The sequence below is a fragment of the Erwinia aphidicola genome, assembly GCF_014773485.1.
Taxonomy (GTDB): domain Bacteria; phylum Pseudomonadota; class Gammaproteobacteria; order Enterobacterales; family Enterobacteriaceae; genus Erwinia; species Erwinia aphidicola.
This window is the reverse complement of record NZ_JACXBP010000004.1, coordinates 538,102-556,358: the sequence shown is the minus strand read 5'-3', so window position 1 is coordinate 556,358 and position 18,257 is coordinate 538,102. Positions and strand designations below refer to the sequence as shown.

At 56.5% G+C, this 18,257-nt stretch carries 14 protein-coding genes; 3 read left to right on the top strand and 11 right to left on the bottom strand.

Annotated features, from left to right (window positions below):
* Positions 1-285: a YciI family protein gene (locus ID864_RS12700; protein WP_048917129.1), complete on the top strand. Its 285-nt coding sequence runs from the start codon at positions 1-3 to the stop codon at positions 283-285.
* Between the two features lie 126 nt (positions 286-411).
* Here the strand turns inward: ID864_RS12700 and ID864_RS12695 are convergent, their stop codons facing one another.
* From ID864_RS12695 to cysJ, 3 genes are read right to left on the bottom strand one after another with little or no spacing between them, the layout of a single operon-like run.
* Entirely contained in the window at positions 412-1,143 is a 732-nt protein-coding gene (locus ID864_RS12695; RefSeq protein WP_191149896.1) for a phosphoadenylyl-sulfate reductase, read from the bottom strand.
* Between the two features lie 12 nt (positions 1,144-1,155).
* A complete protein-coding gene (gene cysI, locus ID864_RS12690; RefSeq protein WP_191149895.1) occupies positions 1,156-2,871 on the bottom strand; it encodes an assimilatory sulfite reductase (NADPH) hemoprotein subunit in 1,716 nt (571 codons plus the stop codon).
* Positions 2,871-4,673, bottom strand: coding sequence for an NADPH-dependent assimilatory sulfite reductase flavoprotein subunit (gene cysJ / locus ID864_RS12685; protein WP_191149894.1), 1,803 nt, complete (start codon positions 4,671-4,673; stop codon positions 2,871-2,873). Before cysJ ends, cysI begins: the two co-directional genes overlap by 1 nt.
* Before the next feature lie 286 nt (positions 4,674-4,959).
* On the opposite strand from cysJ, the gene queD reads away from it, so the two are divergent.
* Positions 4,960-5,319, top strand: coding sequence for a 6-carboxytetrahydropterin synthase QueD (gene queD / locus ID864_RS12680; RefSeq protein WP_048917133.1), 360 nt, complete (start codon positions 4,960-4,962; stop codon positions 5,317-5,319).
* A 50-nt stretch (positions 5,320-5,369) separates the two neighbouring features.
* Here queD and ID864_RS12675 read toward each other — a convergent pair whose 3' ends face one another.
* Entirely contained in the window at positions 5,370-6,266 is an 897-nt protein-coding gene (locus ID864_RS12675; RefSeq protein WP_191149893.1) for a LysR family transcriptional regulator, read from the bottom strand.
* 99 nt (positions 6,267-6,365) lie between these two features.
* Here ID864_RS12675 and ID864_RS12670 point away from each other — a divergent pair, with 99 nt between their 5' ends.
* A complete protein-coding gene (locus ID864_RS12670) occupies positions 6,366-7,238 on the top strand; it encodes an MBL fold metallo-hydrolase (RefSeq protein ID WP_048917135.1) in 873 nt (290 codons plus the stop codon).
* Positions 7,239-7,289: 51 nt separating this feature from the next.
* Here the strand turns inward: ID864_RS12670 and queE are convergent, their stop codons facing one another.
* The 7 genes from queE to relA all read right to left on the bottom strand — a co-directional run bounded on the left by queE (position 7,290) and on the right by relA (position 18,235).
* Positions 7,290-7,961 (bottom strand): 7-carboxy-7-deazaguanine synthase QueE, encoded by a 672-nt coding sequence (gene queE, locus ID864_RS12665; RefSeq protein ID WP_048917138.1) that lies wholly within the window; start codon positions 7,959-7,961, stop codon positions 7,290-7,292.
* A gap of 94 nt (positions 7,962-8,055) precedes the next feature.
* Positions 8,056-9,723 (bottom strand): methyl-accepting chemotaxis protein, encoded by a 1,668-nt coding sequence (locus ID864_RS12660; protein ID WP_048917136.1) that lies wholly within the window; start codon positions 9,721-9,723, stop codon positions 8,056-8,058.
* Positions 9,724-9,831: 108 nt separating this feature from the next.
* Positions 9,832-11,718: an acyltransferase family protein gene (locus ID864_RS12655; protein WP_048917137.1), complete on the bottom strand. Its 1,887-nt coding sequence runs from the start codon at positions 11,716-11,718 to the stop codon at positions 9,832-9,834.
* 207 nt (positions 11,719-11,925) lie between these two features.
* A complete protein-coding gene (eno, locus tag ID864_RS12650) occupies positions 11,926-13,221 on the bottom strand; it encodes a phosphopyruvate hydratase (protein ID WP_048917139.1) in 1,296 nt (431 codons plus the stop codon).
* An 83-nt stretch (positions 13,222-13,304) separates the two neighbouring features.
* Positions 13,305-14,942, bottom strand: coding sequence for a glutamine hydrolyzing CTP synthase (gene pyrG / locus ID864_RS12645; RefSeq protein WP_048917140.1), 1,638 nt, complete (start codon positions 14,940-14,942; stop codon positions 13,305-13,307).
* Between the two features lie 199 nt (positions 14,943-15,141).
* Positions 15,142-15,924 carry a nucleoside triphosphate pyrophosphohydrolase gene (mazG, locus tag ID864_RS12640; RefSeq protein ID WP_180276711.1) on the bottom strand — a complete coding sequence of 261 codons (783 nt, stop codon included), beginning with the start codon at positions 15,922-15,924 and terminating at the stop codon, positions 15,142-15,144.
* Between the two features lie 73 nt (positions 15,925-15,997).
* Positions 15,998-18,235 carry a GTP diphosphokinase gene (gene relA, locus ID864_RS12635; protein WP_048917142.1) on the bottom strand — a complete coding sequence of 746 codons (2,238 nt, stop codon included), beginning with the start codon at positions 18,233-18,235 and terminating at the stop codon, positions 15,998-16,000.
* Between the last annotated feature and the right edge of the window lie 22 nt (positions 18,236-18,257).

The window sequence follows — 18,257 nt, the reverse complement described above, 5'->3', positions numbered from 1 at the left end:
ATGTATATCGTATTTCTGACCTACACCCGCCCAATGGAAGAAGTTGAAGCGCTGTTAGAGCCGCACCTTGACTGGCTCAATCGTTACTTCACCGCCGGGGCCTTTATCAGCGCTGGACGTAAAGATCCGCGCACCGGTGGCATGATCATGGTAAGGGAAATGGATCGGAAACAGCTGGATGTGATTCTGGCAGAAGACCCCTTCCAGCAGGTCGCCAGCTATGACGTCACCAAAGTGAATATTACCCGCTCCGCGAAGAAGTTTGCCGAGCTGACGGGGATTTGATTTACGCTGGCTGGATCAGCGGGTCGGGCGTGCCCGACCCGTGCAAAAAACCGAGTGCTCAGAATATCCCGACGGGGAGCACGCGTCAGTGCGCAGGGGTGAGGCATGCCTCACCCGGCCGGCATATTACTCGTGCAGCCCACACTCGCGCTTCAGGCCGAAGAAACGGGTCTCTTCTTCTGCCATACCTGGCTCCCACTTGCGCGTGGTGTGGGTGTCGCCCACCGACAGGTAGCCCTGCTCCCACAGCGGGTGATAACCCAGGCCGTGCTGCTGCAGATACTGATAAACCTGGCGGTTATCCCAGTCGATAATCGGCAGCAGCTTAAATACCCCTTTTTTGATCGCCAGCACCGGCAGATGCGCACGGCTGCCGGACTGATCGCGGCGCAGGCCGGCAAACCACGTCTGCGCTTTCAGCGTTTCCAGCGCGCGGTTCATCGGCTCGACCTTGTTGATCTGGTTGTAGCGTTCGATGCCCTCAACGCCCTGCTCCCACAGCTTACCGTAGCGCGCTTCCTGCCATGCCGGGCTGTGCTCAGCACGGAACACCTGCAGGTTAAGATCCAGCTTCTCAGTCAGCTGATCAATAAACTGGTAGGTCTCCGGAAACAGATAACCGGTATCGGTAAGGATAACCGGAATGCCGGGTTTCTGTTTGTTAACCAGGTGCAGGCTGACCGCCGCCTGAATACCAAAGCTGGAGGTCAGTACCGCTTCGCCCGGCAGATTCTCCAGGCCCCAGATCACCCGATCCTCGGCGGAGAGTTTGTCCAGCTGGTTGTTAATTTTGGCGAGCGCCATCACGCGCTCAACCTTCGGTAACTCGTTCAGTACAGAGAGATCGAGAACTGCCATATCACGCCTCCATCATTCCCAAAAATCACGGGCCGGATCGAGTACCGGCTTAACCACACCGGCACGGATGGTGAAGTCACCAAAGCCTTCATCGGCTTCACGCTCCTGCGACCAGCGGCCAATCAGTTCATCAAGGGTAGCCAGGATCTGCTCTTCGTTGATGTTTTCGCGATACATCCGCGGAATACGCGTCCCGATGCGGTTACCGCCAAGGTGCAGGTTATAGCGGCCCGGCGCCTTGCCTACCAGCCCGATCTCGGCCAGCAGCGCACGGCCACAGCCGTTCGGGCAGCCGGTGACGCGCAGCACAATGTGCTCATCGCCGACGCCGTGCTGAGTCAGGATCCCCTCAACGCGGGTGACAAACTCTGGCAGGAAACGTTCGGCTTCGGCCATCGCCAGCGGGCAGGTCGGAAACGCGACGCAGGCCATCGAGTTTTCACGCTGGTGGCTGACGTTCTCCATCAGGCTGTGCGATACCGCCAGCTGTTCAATTTTCTCTTTCTCCGACTTCGGCACGCCCGCGACAATCAGGTTCTGGTTGGCGGTTAAGCGGAAGTCGCCCTGGTGGATCTTGGCGATCTCCGCCAGGCCGGTTTTCAGCGGCCGGCCAGGATAGTCAAGAATACGGCCGTTTTCGATAAACAGGGTCAGGTGCCATTTGTTATCGATACCCTTCACCCAGCCGAAGCGGTCGCCACGCGTGGTAAACGCATAAGGACGGGTCGGCTCAAAGGTGATACCGGCCCGGCGTTCAACTTCCGCTTTAAACACCTCAGGACCGACGCGCTCCAGAGTGTATTTGGTCTTGGCGTTTTTACGGTCGGTGCGGTTGCCCCAGTCGCGCTGGGTGGTCACCACGGCAGCCGCCACGTCGAGGATCTTCTCAACCGGCAGATAGCCGAACTCGGTTGCGGTGCGGGCGTAAGTTGCTTTGTTACCGTGATCGATAGATAAGCCCCCGCCCACCAGCAGGTTGAAGCCGATCAGCTTGCCGTTTTCAGCAATGGCAATAAAGTTCATGTCGTTGGCGTGCAGATCGACGTCGTTATGCGGCGGCACCACCACGGTGGTTTTGAACTTACGCGGCAGATAGGTTTCGCCGAGGATCGGCTCCACGTCGGTGGTCGCGACCTTCTCCTGATCCAGCCAGATCTCAGCGTAAGCGCGGGTCTGCGGCAGCAGATGCTCGGAGAGCTTCTTCGCCCACTCGTAGGCTTCCTGATGCAGCTCGGACTCAATCGGGTTTGAGCTGCACAGCACGTTACGGTTCACGTCGTTGGCGGTCGCCAGGGCGTCAAGGCCCACTTCATGCAGCATCTGGTGCGCCGGTTTCACGTTGCCTTTCAGGATGCCGTGGAACTGGAAAGTCTGACGGTTGGTCAGACGGATGCTGCCATAAATGGTGTTGTCGGCGGCGAATTTATCAATCGCCAGCCACTGGGTTGGCGTCATAATGCCGCCCGGCAGACGGCAGCGCAGCATCATGGCATGACGTGCGTCCAGCTTCTGCTCGGCGCGCTCGGCGCGGATATCGCGGTCATCCTGCTGGTACATACCGTGAAAACGGATCAGCAGGAAGTTATCGCCATTGAAGCCACCGGTCAGACCATCATTCAGGTCTTCTGCGATGCCGCCGCGCAGATAGTTGCTCTCTTTTTTCAGACGCTCGGCGTCAACCAGCTTGCCTTCGACAACCAGCGGTCCTGGATATTTTTCATCGCTCATTAGTACACATCTCGCTGATAACGGCGCTCAATGCGCAGCTCACTCAAAAATTCATCGGCCGATTCGATGTCCATTGCACCAAATTCAGCTACCACTTCCAGTAATGCCTGTTCTACATCTTTCGCCATGCGGTTAGCATCGCCACAGACGTAAATATGCGCGCCCTCTTCAATCCAGCGCCACACTTCCGCCCCTTTGGCGCGGATCTTGTCCTGAACGTAAACTTTATGCTGCTGATCACGCGACCAGGCTAAATCAATGTGGGTCAGCAGGCCATCTTTGACGTAGCGCTGCCACTCAACCTGGTAGAGGAAGTCTTCAGTAAAGTGCGGATTGCCGAAGAACAGCCAGTTTTTACCGCTGGCGCCATCGTTGTCGCGCTGCTGCATAAAGGCGCGGAACGGGGCGATACCGGTGCCAGGACCAATCATAATCACCGGGGTTTCCGGGTTGGCGGGCAGGCGGAAATTGTCGTTATGCTCGATAAACACGCGGATTTCCGCGTCTTCTTCAAGGCGGTCAGCAAGATAGCTGGATGCCCCACCCGCACGGGCACGCCCTTCAATCTCATAGCGCACCGCGCCCACGGTGATATGCACTTCGCTCTCGCTTTCTGCCTGGGAAGAGGCAATCGAGTAGAGGCGCGGCGTCAGCGGACGCAGCAGGCCGGTCAGCTGTTCGGCATTCAGTTCGGTCGGGGCGAAACGCACCATATCGACAATCGGCGTGTTCTGCGCGAAGTGCTGCAGTCTGGATTTATCGCCGGCCGTTTCCAGCAGCGCTTCATGACGGGAAAGTTTGGCATACTCCGCAACAATCTGCGGGGTATTCACCGTCAGTTCATAATGTTTTTGCAGCGCTTCAGCAAGCGTCAGGGTGCTGCCATCAACGGTAACGCTCTCGTCACCTTTCAGCCACAGCAGCTCCAGCAGTTCCTGCACCAGCGCGGCATCATTCTCAAACCAGACGCCAAGCGCATCGCCCGGCTGGTAGCGCAGGCCGGAATCGCCAAGGTCGATTTCAATGTGGCGCACGTCCTTATCGGAGTCGCGGCCGGTAATTTTCTGGTTCACCGCCAGGCTGGCGGTCAGCGGCGCTTCTTTACTGTACGGGCTGCTGTGAATTTCATTCACGCTGCCCGCCGCGGCTGCCGCTGACTGGGTGGCGCTGGCATCCGGCACGCGTGCCGTGAGGATCTCAACGATCTGTTTGCGCCAGGCTTCCGCCTGCGCCGCGTACTCCACGTCGGCATCCACGCGTTCTAACAGGCGCTCACCGCCCAGCTCAGCCAGCTTGCCGTCGAAATCCTTCCCTGCCTGGCTGAAGAACTCATATGAGGTGTCGCCAAGGCCGAACACCGCAAAGGCGCTGCCGTCCATTTTTGGCGCTTTTTTCGACATCAGGAATTTATGCAGCGCCACCGCCTCTTCCGGCGGTTCGCCTTCCCCCTGAGTGGAGGTCACTACCACCAGCAGTTTTTCCTGGCCAATCTGCTTGAACTTGTAGTCACCGGCATTCACCAGGTTTACGTTGAGTTTGGCGGCCAGCAGGTCATCGCGCAGCTGTTCAGAGAGCCGGCGGGCATTGCCGGTCTGAGAAGCGGAAAGAATAGTGATGGTAGGTGCTTCAACCGCAGCAGGCGCCGCCGCAACAGCACTACCCGGCGCCTGGTTAACCATGCCCCAGAAATAACCGGAAAGCCACGCCAGTTGGGTCGCTGAATAATCACCGGTGGCTGCCTGCAAGCGGGCGAGCTGGTCCGGGTTTAACGGAAGCAAGTTATTGGGAGCCTGAGTCGTCATTGCGTTGAAAATTCCACAGTCGAAGTTCTATAGCAACAGGGTAAGGGCAAGCATAATAACCCTTAAATAAGGGTTGGAAATAATTAATAACCAAAATGACTAAACGGTTTTTCGGGTAAGCGTTAGCAGCAAAACAGATTAATCATCGTGTTATTTTTCAAAGAGTTGGAAGCGTCACTATTTGATAACACTTTCACTTACTGCCAATAGCTGCGAAACGGGTGCGAAAAAAGCTGTTTTCCGGTATCCTGCGGCGGTTTTTAAGACAAAGACTGAGACTGCAATTATGGCGACCACGCTATTTAAAGATTTTCAATTTGAAGCCGCGCACCACCTGCCAAACGTGCCAGCCGGGCACAAATGCGGCCGCCTGCACGGGCATTCGTTTATGGTCCGGCTGGAAATTACAGGCGAAGTGGACGCGCATACCGGTTGGGTGATGGATTTCTCAGAGATTAAAGCGGCCTTTAAGCCGGTCTACGATCGTCTGGATCACTACAATCTTAACGATATTCCGGGCCTTGAGAACCCGACCAGCGAAGTACTGGCTGCCTGGATCTGGCAGCAGATGAAACCGGTGCTGCCGCTGCTTAGCGCGGTGATGGTGAAAGAAACCTGCACGGCTGGCTGCGTGTATCGCGGTTAAATGGTGGGCGAGGCATGCCTCGCCCCTGGATCCCTCGTTGTCATCTTCTGCTATCTCTGCACCTGTTCCCCACGAAACCACTCTGCCAGAAAATCCAGCAGCGCCCGCAGCCGCGGTGGCTGATGCTGGCGTGAGGTATAAATCGCATACAGCCCCAGCTCCTCTAACTGATACTGCGGCAGCAGCGCGACCAGCTGACCGCTGGCGAGCAAGGGAGTTACGCTGTAGGTTGGCTGCATTGAGATGCCCACGCCTGCCAGCGTCGCTGACAGCAGCATCACGGAGTCATTGGCACTCACATTACCACTGACTGCCACCGCCTGCTTTTCCCCCCCCTGACTGAAATGCCACAGGCTTTTACCGAAGTGCGAATAACACAGGCAGTTGTGCTGCGCCAGCTGCGCCGGAAGCTGCGGAGTTCCCGCCTGCTCCAGATAAGCGGGTGACGCGCAAATCACTGAGCGGCAGGTATCCAGCCGGCGCGCGATCGCATTCGGGTCAAGCTGCGCCGTGATTCGAAGCGCCAGATCGAGACGTTCCTCTATCAGATTGACCCGCTCATTGCTGATGTGCAGATCGATATGCACCTGCGGGTGCCGCTGCTGGAATACCTCGATCGCCCTCATCAATACGCTCTGCCCGAGTGACAGCGAGCAGGAGATGCGCAGGCGGCCCGACAGCGCCTGGCCCTGCGGCGGCGGGCTGTGCTCTATCTCCTGCGCCAGCGCGATAATCTGCTCACAGCGCACCAGCGCATGTTCTCCGGCCGGGGTCAGACTCAGTCGGCGCGTACTGCGGTGGAGCAGGCGCGCCCCTGACCAGCTTTCCATCTGGGTAAGATAGCGGGTGACCATCGCTCGCGACATATCAAGGGTGAGCGCCGCGGCGGACAGGCTGCCGCGTTGAACAATGGTTATAAAGACGTGGGCTGCAGTGAGGCGATCCATGACTTGTCCGTTTTATGCAACAATCTGTTGCCTGATAGTCGGTTTATCTGCTGATTTATGCAACTTAAACTGGTTCTTTTTAGGCTTAAGGTGCCCATTATGAAAGCTCGTCTTACTCTGTTGCTGGCTATTGCTGCCAGCGCTCCACTTTATGCGGCTGAATCACTGAAGCTGGAAGTTTATAACCCTGGCGAATCGAGTATCTTTGCGGTCTCCAGCGAAATTATCTCCGGCCCGCGTGAAGTGGTGCTGATTGACGCCCAGTTTCAGCGCAATGATGCCGAAGCACTGGTAAAACGCATCAAAGCAACCGGCAAGCAGTTGACTACGGTGTTTATCAGCCAGTCCGATCCGGACTACTACTTCGGCCTTGAAACCATCCATAACGCTTTCCCGCAGGCAAAAATCCTCGCCACTGCCGCCACGGTCGATCTGATAAAACAGACTAAAGATGGCAAGCTGGCATTCTGGGGGCCGAAGATGGCGGAGAATGCCCCGCGGTCGCTGATTGTCCCGCAGGTACTGGAGGGTCACACGCTCAAGGTTGACGGCGAGGTTATAGAAGTGAAAGGGTTCGATGGCCCGCAGCCGCAGAATAGCTGGCTGTGGATCCCAACGCTAAAAACCGCGCTGGGGGGCGTGCTGGTATCAGGCAATAATATTCACGTCTGGCTGGCGGACGCGCAATCGGCCGAAGAGCGTGCCGTCTGGCAGCAGAAGCTGGAGGATATCAAAGCCCTGCGACCACTGCGGGTGATCCCGGGCCATTTCCTGCCCGGCGCGGCAGAAACGATAACTTCGGTAAACTTTACTCAGCGCTATCTGCAGAATGCGGAAAAGAACCTTGCCAAAAGTCAGGACTCGCGCGCGTTTATTGCCGCAATGAACGCGCAATATCCGCAGCTGAAGGATACTTCCAGCCTGGAATTAAGCGCTAAGGTACTGAAAGGCGAAATGAAGTGGCCGATGTAGGCCATTGATAGCGGGCCGATCATCGAAACGATCGGCCCGAAAGAGGGTTAATCAGGCAATATTCAGATATTTATGGGTCTGCATCGACAGGCGCCAGTTACGCGCAATGCAGGTTTCGATGCACAGCCTGGTCGCATCGTCTTTCTGGCTGATCGGCTGCAGCGCGATAATCCGCGTTTTATCATCGCTGAGCGTCGCCAGCAAATCGTCCAACGCGTCAACATCACGCTGGCGTGCTACCGGGTGCTTCACTTCGTCGGCGCGGATTAAAGCCTGGTTCAGCACATCGTAACCGCCGCGCATATTCACCTTCGGTGAGACCGTAACCCAGGTTTCCGGGGTACAGAGCACCTCGTGGGTCCCGCTGGTTTCAATCTGGCAGCTAAAGCCATTCTCCTGCAATGCTGCGGTCAACGGCGTCAGATCGTGAATACAGGGTTCACCACCGGTAATCACGACATGCTTAGCCGTCCAACCGTGCTGACGGATAACCTCAAGCAGAGCCGCCGCATCCGCCGCGCCCCAGGCATCGGTTTCTACGGTTTTCAGGAGAATATCCCCCAGCGAGGTTTCCCGATCGGCCAGCTTATCCCAGGTGTGTTTGGTATCACACCAGCTGCAGCCCACCGGGCATCCCTGCAGGCGGATAAAAATTGCCGGCACGCCGGTGTAAACACCTTCGCCCTGCAACGTCTGGAACATTTCATTTATCGGGTACTGCATGCACATCTCGACTGGCGGCTAAAATAAGGGCGCAGATTATGGCAGATTGACGGGATAAGGCCAATCACACTGTGCTTTTTTCCGCCATCAGACGTTAAAAGGTCTCCCAGCTGCCTTCATCGCTGGCCGTTACCTGGCGCGGAGCCGTCAGCTTTAGCGGCTTTTGCACCTTAACAGCGGGCGCCGTCAGGCTCTTTGCCTGATGCTGGCTGATTTTAAACACCGCCACCGCCTGCGACAAACGGCCCGCCTGCTCCTCCAGTGAGGCTGAAGCGGCTGCGGACTCCTGCACCAGCGCGGCGTTTTGCTGCGTCACGCGGTCCATCTCGGTAACTGCCTGACCAATCTGGTCGATACCGCGGCTCTGTTCGTCGCTGGCGGAGGAGATCTCCCCCATAATGTCGGTGACGCGCACCACCGCACTCACGATGTCGTTCATGGTCTCCCCGGCGGTGGTAACCTGCTGGGAACCAGCATCCACGCGGCTTGCGGAGGCTTCAATCAGCCCTTTAATCTCTTTCGCCGCCTGAGCGCTGCGCTGCGCCAGATTACGCACTTCCCCCGCCACCACGGCAAATCCACGCCCCTGCTCACCGGCACGCGCGGCTTCAACCGCGGCGTTAAGCGCCAGAATATTGGTCTGGAAGGCGATGCCGTCGATCACGCTGGTGATATCAGCAATCTTTTTGGAGCTGTCGGCAATTTCGCTCATGGTTTTCACCACGCCATTGACCACACGCCCGCCTTTTTCTGCCGTTTCTGACGCGCTTTTTGCCAGTGATGAGGCCTGACGCGCATTTTCGGCGTTCTGCTTCACGGTCGCCGTCAGCTCTTCCATGCTGGCTGCAGTCTGCTCCAGCGAGGCAGCCTGCTGCTCGGTGCGCGACGAGAGGTCGTTGTTGCCCTGCGAGATTTCGCTGGCGCCGGTGTAGATGGCGTTAGCGCTGTCGCGCACGTTGCTCACGGTGCCGATCAGCGACTGCTGCATCTGCGTCAGACCCTCAGCCAGCAGACCCATTTCACTGCGCCCTGCCACCACCAGCGTTTCTGACAGGTCACCGGAGGCGATGCGCTGAATATGTTCCAGCAGCTGTTTCAGCGGCGTCAGCAGCACGCGTTTAATCACCATCCAGACGGCAATAACCAGCAGCACCAGACTCAGTACCACCAGTGCCAGCGTCCACACCATATTACGATAACCTTGCTGGTTATCTTCGGTGCCGGTCTGCAGCAGTTTGCCATTCTGGACGCGCCAGGTATCGTAACTTTTTTCCAGATTATCCTGGGCTTCCTGCGCTTCCAGATTGCCGTAAGCCTGATAGTTATTGGCACCCAGATATTGCACTGACATTTTTAACGTTTCGGAAAATTGCTGATAGTGCTGCTCAACGGTGTTAGCAAGCTGTTCATTTTCGCCAACCTGCATCGGGAAGCTTTTATAACGGGCGAAGTGCTGGTTCGCATCATCCAGCGTCTCCTGTGCCTGGCTCAGCAGCTTACTGATGGCGGCCAGGGACTTCTCGTCCGTCTGATTTTTCAGCATGCGGATGGCCACACGGTTAATCGTGACGCGGGTCTTAACCAGCGTCTGCCACGCGTCGCTCAGCTGCCCCTGCTGCTGGGTCAGGATAGTGGCGCGGGTAAAATTATCCTTGTCCTTGCTGATGGCATTAAACGACAGCGCGCTGGAAACCAGCAGCAGCGTGCTGAAAATGAGCAGCATAATGATAATGCTGGTAACGACTTTGATATTTTTAAGCATGATGCCCACTCTGTAATAGGAAAACTCCTGGTACAGGTAGTATCGGCATAAGATGATTCTTACTTAAATTAATTACAAAAACCCCCGACGGCTGCCGGGGGTGGCGGGTTACATAAAGTTTTTGTCGTGCATCTGAATCATCGCCTGCTTTGCCACATCTTTCGCTCCGCTGAGGGTGAAATGGCCGTAATCGTTAGAGAGCGGATGGCCGTCGGAGGCGATTCCCCGGCAGACGTTATCCGGGCAGACAATCGAGTAGACCGAGATATAGCGCGTCCCCTGCGCCAGCATTGCCGCGTTCATCTGCGCATCCGTTGCACGCACCTCTTTCTTGACGGAGGAGGCGACCAGATCCTTACGACCGTCGGTCTGATAGGCCAGCAGGTCCGGCAGGGCTTCGGTGTACTCCACGGTCGGCCCCATCACGATGATGTTATCCGAACGCGTTTTCAAATGGTCGAGCGTGGCGCGCAGCGGCGCAATATCTTCCGCTGCCCAGCGCGCGGAAATAATCACGCCATCAATTTTATGCTCGGGTATCCACTGGTCATACACGTAATCCACCAGCTCGCTGCACGGATTGCGCAGAGACTGTCTGGAGAGCGGCTTACAGCCCGCCGAGGTCGCCTGGATAACATTGATGTCACTGCCTGCCGCCAGGCTGACAGCACGCCACAGGTGCGCCGCATGGCTGTCACCGATCATCACGTAGTTCTTCTTTTCCGGCACGGTTTGCAGGCAGAACTGGCGGTCAAACGGTTTATCCTCATGGCTTTTGCCATCGACAAAGCACTGCCCGCGACGGTATTGATAGTCAAACTCCGGCATTTTGCTGTACTGCGCATACTGCGCCAGCGACAGCGCCTGCGCTGAGAACTGCCCGGAGCCGTTGCTGAGATGGCCCTTATAGATCGCCCCGGCAGACATCACCGCCAGGCCCACCACCGATGCGGTCACAATACGCCCGGGGGAAACCCAGGCCAGTTTGTAGCGGAAGGGTATTTCAATCAGATAGCGTGAGGCAATCGCCAGGGCAAACGTCAGGCCAAGGATCGTCAGCTCGCGCACGCCCGGCTCGAAGTTAAAGAACATGCGCGCATAGACGATAATTGGCCAGTGCCAGAGGTACAGGCAGTAGGAGATCATGCCGATATAGACGATCGGCTTCAGGGCCAGCACGCGCGAGACCACTGACTGCTGGCCGGCAAGGATAATCAGGAAGCTACCGACGCAGGGCCACAGCGCATTCCACCCCGGGAAAGGCATATCGGTATTCAGCTGGAAGAAGCCGTAAAGGATCAGCGCCAGCCCGGTCAGACTCATGCCGTGCTTCAACCCGGCGGTTAAGCGCGCCGTTTTTGCTTCCAGCCCGGCAACCGCAATAATCCCCCCCAGCGCCAGTTCCCAGGCGCGGGTTGGCAGCATGTAAAAGGTAAATGTCGGCTTGCGGGTCACGCCATAGATACTCAGCAGCAGCGAGGCGACAATGACCAGCAGCATCACCTGCGTCGTGCGGCTGCGGAACAGGCGCACCACCAAAAGCAGTACGATAGGGAAGAGGATATAGAACTGCTCTTCAACCGCCAGCGACCAGGTGTGCAGCAGGGGTTTCAGATCGGCCGGGCCGTCAAAGTAACCGGTGGTTTTCCAGAAGAAGATGTTAGAGGCGGAGAGCAGCGCCGCCAGAGCACTGTTGCTCAGGTCGCTAAACTGCGCGGGCAGCAGATGGTAATAACCAAAGACAAGCGTAGCCAGCAGCACCACAAACAGCGGCGGCAGAATGCGCAGGCAGCGGCGCTTATAAAAGTCGAGGTAAGAGAAATTTCCCGCCATCGCGTTGTTATAGATAATCCCGCAGATCAGATAGCCTGAAATGACGAAGAAAATATCCACCCCGGTGAAGCCGCCGGGTATACCACCCATCCCCATGTGGTACGCAATAACGGGCAGTACGGCGAGTGCGCGTAGCCCGTCAACATCAGCTCGGTATTTCATTTTCACGTTCCCGATTACAAATAGTACCAGGAATTTACACAAAATTACCGAAGAAAACGCCCCACTCGCCGTGAACCAGGACTTTTCCGCATCGGAAGAATTCTCATCTAACTCACTGAAAACAATATAATAAGCAAAAAAAAGCCCCGTCCACAGACGAGGCTTTTCAGATAATCCTCAGCCCATCAGGCTTCAGATATCAGCAGCTTACTGGCCTTTAACTTCTTTCAGGCCGTTGAATGGCGCACGGTTGCCCAGCGCTTCTTCGATACGGATCAGCTGGTTGTACTTAGCGACACGGTCAGAACGGCTCATTGAACCGGTTTTGATCTGGCCTGCAGCTGTACCCACCGCCAGGTCAGCGATGGTGGCATCTTCAGTTTCACCTGAACGGTGAGAGATCACCGCAGTGTAACCGGCGTCTTTTGCCATTTTGATCGCAGCCAGGGTTTCGGTCAGTGAACCGATCTGGTTGAATTTGATCAGGATGGAGTTAGCGATACCTTTGTCGATACCTTCTTTCAGGATCTTGGTGTTGGTAACGAACAGATCGTCACCCACCAGCTGGATTTTGTCGCCCAGCACTTTGGTCTGGTAAGCGAAACCAGCCCAGTCAGATTCATCCAGACCGTCTTCGATAGAGACGATTGGGTACTGCTTAGTCAGGTCTTCCAGGAAGTGAGTGAACTCTTCAGAAGTGAAGGATTTGTTGCCTTCGCCTGCCAGCACGTACTTGCCGTCTTTGTAGAATTCAGACGCTGCGCAGTCCATCGCCAGGGTGATGTCTTTGCCCAGTTCGTAGCCTGCTGCTTTTACCGCTTCAGCGATAACAGCCAGTGCTTCGGCGTTAGAACCCAGGTTTGGCGCGTAGCCACCTTCGTCACCGACCGCAGTGCCCATGCCTTTCGACTTCAGCACTTTTGCCAGGGTATGGAAAACTTCAGAACCCATACGCACAGCTTCTTTCAGCGTTTTCGCGCCAACTGGCTGGATCATGAATTCCTGAATGTCGACGTTGTTGTCTGCGTGCTCACCGCCGTTGATGATGTTCATCATTGGCAGTGGCATAGAGAACTTGCCTGGGGTGCCGTTCAGTTCAGCGATGTGCTCGTACAGTGGCATGCCTTTAGCAGCTGCTGCTGCTTTGGCCGCAGCCAGGGAAACGGCCAGGATGGCGTTAGCACCAAACTGAGATTTGTTCTCAGTACCGTCGAGATCGATCATGATCTTGTCGATGTTGGCCTGGTCTTTCGCATCTTTACCGGTTACCGCGTCAGCGATTGGACCGTTAACGGCGGCTACCGCTTTGGTTACGCCTTTACCCAGGAAACGAGATTTGTCACCGTCACGCAGTTCCAGCGCTTCGCGAGAACCAGTAGAAGCACCTGATGGCGCTGCTGCCAGACCGACAAAGCCGCCTTCCAGATGAACTTCAGCTTCAACGGTCGGGTTTCCGCGGGAGTCGATGATTTCGCGACCGATGACTTTAACGATTTTGGACATTAGTTTTTCCTCAGTACAAGTTAACTTAAACTTAGACACAAACAGCCTGAAACGTTCAAATTTTCAGGCTGTTATGAAAACACTTATTTTGCCAAACGCTTCTGGTACTCGCTGGCGGCTTTTACAAAGCCGCTGAACAGCGGGTGCCCGTCTCGAGGTGTTGAGGTGAATTCCGGGTGGAACTGACACGCAACATACCAGGGGTGGTCAGGAAGCTCAATGATCTCAACCAGCTGGTCATCCCCTGAGCGGCCTGCGACACGTAATCCAGCCGCCTCAATCTGCTTCAGTAGCATATTGTTGACTTCATAACGATGACGGTGACGCTCAACGATGGTGTCAGAGCCATACAGCTTCTGCACCAGGCTGTTTTCGGTCAGCTGACACTGCTGGCTGCCGAGGCGCATGGTGCCGCCCAGATCGCTCTGCTCAGTGCGCTGCTCGACGTTGCCGTCTTCATCGCGCCATTCGGTAATCAGCGCCACCACCGGGTACTTACAGTCCGGGACGAATTCAGTCGAGTTCGCGCCTTCCATATGTGCCACGTTGCGGGCGAATTCCATCAGCGCAACCTGCATCCCCAGGCAGATGCCAAGGTAAGGGATGTTGTTTTCACGCGCATACTGCGCCGTCATCAGTTTGCCTTCCACGCCGCGATAGCCGAAACCGCCAGGAATAAGGATAGCATCCAGATCCTTCAGCAGTTCCACGCCACGGGTTTCAACATCCTGTGAGTCAATCAGTTTGATATTCACGGTGACGCGATTTTTCAGGCCGCCGTGCTTCAGCGCTTCAATCACCGACTTGTAAGCATCCGGCAGCTCGACGTATTTGCCGACCATACCGATGTTCACTTCGCCGCCTGGATTGGCTTCTTCGTAAATCACCTGCTCCCACTCGGCCAGGTTGGCTTCCGGGGCATTCAGGTTGAAGCGCTTACAGATATAGTCATCCAGGCCCTGCGATTTCAGCATGCCAGGAATCTTGTAGATGGAGTCGACATCTTTCAGTGAGATAACCGCTTTTTCCGGCACGTTACAGAACAGCGCGATTTTCGCCCGCTCGTTGGCCGGTACAGCGCGGTCAGAACGGCAGATCAGCACGTCAGGCTGAATACCGATCGACAGCAGTTCTTTCACCGAATGCTGGGTTGGCTTGGTTTTCACTTCGCCCGCAGCAGCCATATAAGGCACCAGCGTCAGGTGCATGTACATGGTGTGCTCACGACCTACATCAACCGCCATCTGGCGAATCGCTTCGAGGAACGGCAGTGATTCGATGTCACCCACGGTGCCACCAATTTCAACCAGCACGACATCGTGGCCTTCGCCGCCTTCGATGATGCGCTCTTTGATCGCATTGGTAATATGTGGGATCACCTGAATGGTCGCGCCCAGATAGTCACCGCGGCGCTCTTTGCGCAGCACTTCTGAGTAGATACGGCCAGTGGTGAAGTTATTACGACGGCTCATTTTGGTACGGATGAAGCGCTCGTAGTGACCGAGGTCAAGATCGGTCTCTGCGCCGTCATCGGTCACGAAGACCTCACCGTGCTGAGTCGGGCTCATGGTGCCCGGATCCACGTTGATGTACGGGTCCAGCTTCATGATGGTCACATTAAGACCACGTGCTTCGAGAATGGCGGCCAGGGAGGCTGCGGCAATGCCTTTACCCAGAGAGGAAACGACCCCGCCGGTCACAAATATATAGTTCGTTGTCATGCTGAACCTGAGAATGTAGGTTTAAAGACGATGGAATGAATAACCAGGACGGGAAAATAGTATACCCGAATCCCCCGGGTGCGACAATTGATCGTTTCCGGTTGTGTGCCGTCCACCGCATTTACCGCCCTGACATTACCTGAATGGCGGGAAAATAAGGTTGATGCATGTCACATTTTTGTTGAATCGTGTCAGCCAATTATTCCTGGGATTTTACCACCTGCCACGCGTCTTCCATCTGGTCCAGGGTAGCCTGCGACATTTCCATCCCCTGACTGGCGATAATCTGTTCAACCTGGCGGAAGCGGCGTTCGAATTTGGTATTGGCTTTCTGCAGCGCGGTTTCCGCCTTACTGCCGAGGTGGCGTGAAAGGTTAACCGTGGCAAACAGCAGGTCGCCGATCTCCTCTTCCAGCTTGTCCTGGTCGATGACCGCCTGCTGCGCTTCGTGCATAACCTCATCAATTTCTTCGTGTACTTTGTCCAGCACCGGCCCGATGGTGGTCCAGTCAAAGCCCACGCTGCTACAGCGCTTCTGGATTTTATGGGCGCGCATCAGCGCTGGCAGCGCGGCAGGGATATCGTCAAGCGCCGAATGCTGTGCTTTCTGCGCACGCTCGTCGCTTTTGATTTTTTCCCAGTTAACCAGCACCTCAGCGCTGCCGCTCACCTGAGCATCGGCAAAGATGTGTGGATGGCGGCGCTCCAGCTTATCGCTGATAGCGTTGCAGATATCGTCGAAGTTAAAGCGCCCCTCTTCCTGCGCCATCTGCGCGTAAAACACCACCTGGAACAGCAGATCGCCCAGTTCACCGCGCAGATCGTCAAAGTCGGCGCGGTTGATCGCGTCGATCACTTCATAGGTTTCTTCAAGGGTATAAGGCGCGATGGTGGCAAAGGTCTGCTGGCGATCCCAGGGGCAGCCGTTTTCCGGATCGCGCAGGGTTTTCATGATGCCCAGCAGGCGATCGAGAGAAGTCATAATGATATCCATGTTGAATGGGCGGGCGACGCATGCGTCGCCCCTACGTAGGGGTCGGGCATGCCCGACCCGATTAATGCAGGCGTTTGGCGTCGATGATATCCGGCACCTGATTCAGCCGCGCAATCACCCGGCTCAGCACCTGCTGATTATAAATTTCAATATCCATATCTATGGTCGCCAGCTGCCTCTTGGTATCGCTGTGGCTGGAAACGCCCAGCACATTGACCTTTTCGTTAGCCAGAATGGTGGTGATGTCGCGCAGCAGGCCGCTGCGATCGTTGGCGGTGACACGCACCACCAGCGAATAGCCGCTGGAATAAGACTCACCCCAGACGGCATCGACGATGCGTTCCGGCGCGTGCGACATCAGGTCCGTCAGCTGATCGCAGTCGGCGCGGTGAATCGAGATCCCGCGCCCCTGGGTGATAAAGCCGGTGATATCATCGCCGGGGATCGGCTGGCAGCAGCGCGCAATATGGTGCATCAGATTGCCGACACCTTCGACCACCACGCGCCCGCTCTCTTTACTGCGCGGTACGCTGTTGGACGTTTTCTGCGTCAGCTTTTGCAGCGCCTCGCGGTCTTCCTCTTCCGCACTTGGCTTGTGCAGCTTCGACTGCAGGAAGTTGCTCATCTGATTGAGGCGCACATCGCCGCCGCCAATTGCCGCCAGCAGTTCATCCAGCGTGTTGAAGTTGTAGCGCGGCAGCAGCAGCTTCTCGGCATCTTTCAGATTGATATCGAGGTGGTCCAGTTCGTTGTCGAGGATCTGGCGCCCGGCGATAATATTCTTGTCGCGATCCTGCTTGCGGAACCAGGCGTGCACCTTAGAGCGCCCGCGGCTGGTGGTCACGTAACCGAGGTTCGGGTTCAGCCAGTCGCGGCTCGGGTTCGGCTGCTTCTGGGTGATGATGTCAATCTGGTCGCCCATCTGCAGCTGATAGGTAAACGGCACGATGCGCCCACCAATCTTCGCGCCGATGCAGCGGTGGCCGATATCGCTGTGAATATGGTAGGCAAAGTCGAGCGGCGTGGAGCCGGCCGGCAGGTCCACCACATCCCCTTTAGGGGTAAACACATAGACCCGATCGTCAAACACCTGGCTGCGCACTTCGTCGAGCATCTCGCCGGAGTCCGCCATCTCTTCCTGCCAGGTAATCAGCTTGCGCAGCCAGGCAATACGCCCTTCATGGCCGGAGGCGCCGCGTGCGCTGCCGCCGGCTGCCGCGCCCTCTTTGTACTTCCAGTGCGCCGCCACGCCCAGCTCGGCATCTTCATGCATCTGGCGCGTGCGGATCTGAATCTCAACGGTTTTACCCTTCGGCCCCAGCACCACGGTGTGAATGGACTGGTAGCCGTTCGGTTTTGGGTTCGCGACATAGTCGTCGAACTCGCTTGGCAGATGGCGATACAGGGTATGCACAATGCCCAGTGCGCCGTAGCAATCCTGCAGACGCTCCGCCACGATGCGCACGGCACGCACGTCGAACAGCTCATCAAAGGCCAGCGCTTTCTTCTGCATCTTGCGCCAGATGCTGTAGATATGTTTCGGGCGGCCATACACTTCCGCCTTCACGCCCTCTTTCACAATCTCGGTACGCAGCGACTGCACAAAGGTATCGATATAGTCTTCGCGATCGATACGGCGCTCGTGCAGCAGCTTGGCAATGCGCTTGTACTCTTCCGGGTGCAGATAGCGGAAGCAGAAATCTTCCAGCTCCCACTTCAGCTGGCCGATACCGAGGCGGTTAGCCAGCGGAGCATAGATATTGGTGCACTCTTTCGCCGCCAGCACGCGCTCATCTTCCGGCGCGTCTTTGACTTCGCGCAGGTGGGCGATACGCTCCGCCAGCTTGATGACCACACAGCGGAAATCTTCCACCATCGCCAGCAGCATGCGGCGCACGTTATCGACCTGCTCAGAGGCCATTGAGTCATTATGGGTGGCTTTTAACTGGCGGATAGCGTCCATATCGCGCACGCCGTGAACCAGCGAGACGATAGCTTTACCGTGCTGCTCCTCAAGCCGCTGCTCGGTAACCACGCCGGCGTCGGCCAGCGGGAACAGCAGCGAGGCACACAGCGTTTCGCAGTCCATGCTGAGCATCGAGAGGATTTCAACCATCTCAACGCCGCGCCACAGCAGCAGCGCGGCATCAGGATGGTCTTTAGTGGTCGCCTCACAATAGCGCCAGGTTTCGGCCAGTCGTTCACATGACTGCTGGTTGGAGATCCCCAGACTGGTGATCCATTGGTCGAGCGCAAACTCGCCAGCCGTATTCAAATGTGCACTTCTTACCGCAACCATATCCTCTCCTGGCGTAGCCCCC

Excerpts from the sequence above, each read along its gene's own strand:
- ID864_RS12700 (WP_048917129.1), top strand. The coding sequence starts at position 1 with ATGTATATCGTATTTCTGACCTACACCCGCCCAATGGAAGAAGTTGAA.
- ID864_RS12695 (WP_191149896.1), bottom strand. The coding sequence starts at position 1,143 with ATGGCAGTTCTCGATCTCTCTGTACTGAACGAGTTACCGAAGGTTGAG.
- cysI (WP_191149895.1), bottom strand. The coding sequence starts at position 2,871 with ATGAGCGATGAAAAATATCCAGGACCGCTGGTTGTCGAAGGCAAGCTG.
- cysJ (WP_191149894.1), bottom strand. The coding sequence starts at position 4,673 with ATGACGACTCAGGCTCCCAATAACTTGCTTCCGTTAAACCCGGACCAG.
- queD (WP_048917133.1), top strand. The coding sequence starts at position 4,960 with ATGGCGACCACGCTATTTAAAGATTTTCAATTTGAAGCCGCGCACCAC.
- ID864_RS12675 (WP_191149893.1), bottom strand. The coding sequence starts at position 6,266 with ATGGATCGCCTCACTGCAGCCCACGTCTTTATAACCATTGTTCAACGC.
- ID864_RS12670 (WP_048917135.1), top strand. The coding sequence starts at position 6,366 with ATGAAAGCTCGTCTTACTCTGTTGCTGGCTATTGCTGCCAGCGCTCCA.
- queE (WP_048917138.1), bottom strand. The coding sequence starts at position 7,961 with ATGCAGTACCCGATAAATGAAATGTTCCAGACGTTGCAGGGCGAAGGT.
- ID864_RS12660 (WP_048917136.1), bottom strand. The coding sequence starts at position 9,723 with ATGCTTAAAAATATCAAAGTCGTTACCAGCATTATCATTATGCTGCTC.
- ID864_RS12655 (WP_048917137.1), bottom strand. The coding sequence starts at position 11,718 with ATGAAATACCGAGCTGATGTTGACGGGCTACGCGCACTCGCCGTACTG.
- eno (WP_048917139.1), bottom strand. The coding sequence starts at position 13,221 with ATGTCCAAAATCGTTAAAGTCATCGGTCGCGAAATCATCGACTCCCGC.
- pyrG (WP_048917140.1), bottom strand. The coding sequence starts at position 14,942 with ATGACAACGAACTATATATTTGTGACCGGCGGGGTCGTTTCCTCTCTG.
- mazG (WP_180276711.1), bottom strand. The coding sequence starts at position 15,924 with ATGACTTCTCTCGATCGCCTGCTGGGCATCATGAAAACCCTGCGCGAT.
- relA (WP_048917142.1), bottom strand. The coding sequence starts at position 18,235 with ATGGTTGCGGTAAGAAGTGCACATTTGAATACGGCTGGCGAGTTTGCG.